The organism is Pedobacter sp. 01T416_2 (genome assembly GCF_056398925.1).
Genome location: NZ_JBFTQI010000540.1, coordinates 1 through 4,093, shown reverse-complemented (window position 1 = coordinate 4,093; position 4,093 = coordinate 1). Strand labels below are relative to the sequence as shown.

Annotated in this window: 2 protein-coding genes; both read left to right on the top strand. The window is 36.7% G+C overall.

What is annotated here, in order from left to right; all coding sequences use genetic code 11:
* Positions 1-1,078, top strand: a 1,078-nt coding sequence (locus AC1DPQ_RS19840) for an SGNH/GDSL hydrolase family protein (protein ID WP_477610638.1), incomplete at its 5' end; no start/stop codon positions are given.
* A 136-nt stretch (positions 1,079-1,214) separates the two neighbouring features.
* Positions 1,215-4,031: a glycoside hydrolase family 31 protein gene (locus AC1DPQ_RS19835; protein ID WP_477610637.1), complete on the top strand. Its 2,817-nt coding sequence runs from the start codon at positions 1,215-1,217 to the stop codon at positions 4,029-4,031.
* Positions 4,032-4,093: the final 62 nt, after the last annotated feature.

The following is a 4,093-nucleotide window of genomic DNA, read 5'->3' as shown; positions in this document are numbered from 1 at the left end:
AGGATGGCGTGTGCATTCGCTAAATTGGTTTAAGGAGCGTTTTCCTCAAGCCACATTTTCAGAGGTGAACGCAGCCATTAACGGAACACGTTCTGACTTTGGGGCATTTCGTATCAAGGAACAGGTATTGAAGTATAAACCAGATTTGGTATTTGTTGAGTTTGCAGTAAATGATCAGAAAACAGAATCATCGAGGATCATTCGTTCTATGGAAGGAATTGTGCGACAAATTAAGCAGGCAAATCCATACACCGATATTTGTTTTGTTTACACTATTTCAACATATACATTGGAAGATGAACAAAAAGGAATGTTACCTAATTCTGCACTACAGATGGAGAAGGTGGCCAATCGTTACGGTATTCCAAGTATCAACTTTGGTTTTGAAATAGCAAAGATGATAAACAATCATCAGCTTATTATGGAAGCTAACGAAAAGGAACAGAACGGTGTAAAAGTATTTAGTCCTGATGGCACTCATCCTTATCCTGAAACAGGGCATCTTATTTATCAAAATGTTCTGAAACGTTCGTTTGAGAAAATGATTCCCACAAAAGCAAGTGTATTAATCAAAAGCAAGCTTCCAAAGCCAATGATGTCAGATTGTTATGTTGATACTCAAATGATCGACATAAAGAATGCAAAGTTAAGCTCAAATTGGGAGTTGATGGATCCGAAGGAGAATCCTTCTTTTTCTGAGTTTAGTAATTTTCTTCCGTTTATAGGAAAGGCTGAGAAATCAGGTGAAACAATTACAATCCGTTTCAAAGGACGGGCTTTTGGTATCTTCGATATAATGGGACCTGATGCAGGACGTGTTGTTGTAGAGGTAGATGGTGCGGTTAAAGATACAGTTAATCGTTTTGATGGGTATTGCACCTACAGAAGAATGAACTATGTTTTGATTGATGGTCTTGAAAATAAAAAGCATACGGTAGTGTTGAGGTCTTTGTGCGAACCTTTTGACAAAAGTGCAATCTTGTCTAATAAAGAAAGTATAACAAAGGATCCTCAAGCCTACAAACCGAATAACCTTTACATAGGTAAAATTCTGATAGAAGGAAAAATTATTAAATAGGAGAAGGTAGTAAATCTTCTAACGTCAATTTTTTTGTCGAAAAACAAATTAAGATGTCTACTACCAACACCCAGCGGATACCATTTAGGTATCTCTTAATGTCACAGCCTATTTTTTATATCTAAAAGCAACAAAAATGAAATACCCAAAAATTATACAGATTTTCATTCTGATAAATATTTTTCACTTCCAAGTTAATGCCCAAACTCCATTTTTTTTGGACAAGGTAATTACATCCAAAAAAATTGACAACACCGTTGTTCTTCATTGCCCGAATAACCGACAATTGAAAATAACGATTGAACAAGATGATATAGTTCGTTTCCAATGCGGAACTAATGGAGCTTTTGCCCCATCAATTATGATAAATCAAGGATTAGTTAAAAACGATTTCACTAATTCGGAATTTTCTTTTCGGGATAATGGTGCTTTGATCTCAATTTCAACAAAAAAAATGGTGTTAAAAATAAATAAGAAACCATTTAATATCGCACTGTTTGATTCAAAAGGCAATCTTCTGACGTCACTAGAAACAATTAAAGGGGACCCAAAGTTTGAAAAAGCCAATAAGCTTATGTTTAAAATGGCAGAAGATGAACATTTTTACGGATTTGGTTTTATGAGAGCAGGATTTGATGCACGTGGGTTGAAGTTGAAATGGACAAAAAATTATAGATGGCGTGAAGCAACTGTGCCATTTTTTATGAGTACCCACAATTATGGCTTTTTTTCTAATAATACTTGGGACCATAATTTTGACTTTACCGGAAAGGATGCAAAGACGTCATTTTTTGTGGAAAATTCTGGAGGCTCGCTTGATTTTTATCTCTTTGCCGGCGATAATTTTAAACAGATAATCAAAACATATGCTACGCTCACAGGATTTCCAATGATGGCACCTAATTGGGCAATTGGATTGCAATACAGATGCAGGTATATGGAGTCTCAAAAAAATGTAATTCAAATCGCAAGTGAATTTCGTAAACATCATATCCCGATTGATATCATCGGATTAGAGCCAGGATGGGAAAATGATCCTTATGGCAATAAATTGATATGGAGTGCTGAAAGATTTCCGGAACCCGCCAAAATGATTGCCGATTTGAAAAAAACGGGATTCCACTTTGATTTATGGGAAAGCGGCACAGCTCCCACAAAAAATATCCTTGAACGAAACGTATTAGACAATTGGTATGCCAAACGTCTTTCGCTTCTGGATCTTGGAGTGGAGAGTTTTAAGCAAGATGATCCTTATCCAAGAGATATTACAAGCCAAGCTTATGATCCGGCCGTTTCCAGTGATAATTATTTATCCAGCGGAGTATATAAACATCCCGAATTAAACAACATAGCTAATTCTATATTCTCAAATACAGCGTTTAATTATTATAGAAAATATACGGGAAAGAGAACATTCATACAATTTCATGCCTATAACGCATCGGTAGCTTCACAAAGGTGGCCGTATCAATGGGGAGGCGACTTTTTGTCTGGAACTGGAATGTTAAATGCAGGGCTCTCAGGACATTCTGTTGTTAGTGAAGATATGAGGGATTTTTCGCCAAAAGGGCTGCATTATAGTTTTCTTACGCCAGCTCCTGTAATGGATGCTTGGGCTTATTTTCGCGAGCCTTGGTGTTTTCCGGAAGAAGTGGAAAGATCCGAAAGGTTTTACAGCAGCTTGAGACAAAAGCTTAGCCCATATCTTTACGCTACCTTATGGCAGTCTCATACGGATGCCATTCCTATGATGAGAGCAATGGTACTCGAATACCCACAAGATACTAATACCTATCAAATGCAAAATCAATTTATGCTAGGCGATTGGTTGTTAGTAGTCGCTAAGCCATCAGTAATAGATGAGTCCGATCGAGCACAATTTGTTGGTAAGGAATTGAGTACGCAGGCATATTTGCCTAAGGGGCAATGGATCAATTACTGGACTGGCGAAACTTACCAAGCAGAGACAGGAAACAATAAAAGCATTAGCTGGCCATCTTATGCCGGAGGAGGCTTATTGGTAAAGGCAGGCGCAATAATACCAACTGCACTTGTGAACCAGTTTGCCGGAGAGCACCCGCTAGTATTGGTTGGATTAGAAATTTATCCTTATGGTCAGACATCTTACACACTTCACGAGGATGATGGCGTAACTTATAAATATGAAGAAAATGAATTCGCCGCCACTACCTTCACGGTAAATAAGTCCCAGGATCTTATTGTTATAAAAACAAATGGTAGGCAGGGAACATACAATGGTATGATTAAAAACAGATATTATTTATTAAAAGTACATTCATCATTACCTCCAATTAAAGTAGAAGCCAGTGGTAAGGTGTTAAATGAAGTAGCCAATAAATCTGCATTACTATATAATAACGTCTCTGGCTGGTACTTTGATAAAGCGGAACAAAGAATATATATCAAGCAGGATGCAGCCTGGAAACTATTAAAAAATAATGACCGTTTTGAGCGAAACAACTCATTGAATTATGAGCTAGACAGCATAGCTTATAATAGAGATCATATTGGAGGTGATAATTTAAATATTTTGGTAAAGTTAGATTCGCGCCCAACCATTACTGCTAAATTTGAGCAGGTCAACCTACCGGCCAATAACAAAGAAGGAACCTATCTTGAATTATCAAAAATTCACTTTAATGACGGACCAATTAAAAATTTAAATGATATAACGTTAAATCTAAGTGGGCCAAGCCATTTCAAATCTGGTGCTAAGACTATTAAATTGAATGCTGTTGACCTTCCATTGAGGATTCCGGTTTATTCCGAAAAGCAAACTGGTATCACTTATATTATTGCAGATTCTACTGTTCGCTGTATTTCCGACACATTGATATCATCAGGTAGTATTAGTAAAATTGATGTTTTATCCTTAAATAAAATCGTCTTAGCTGACGGCATAAGTGTTTGTCGTTTTAAGGTTGAATTATAAGATGTAAATAACAATCCGTTAGGTTCAGACCAATATGTAAAAATCATAATTTACTAAGGGGG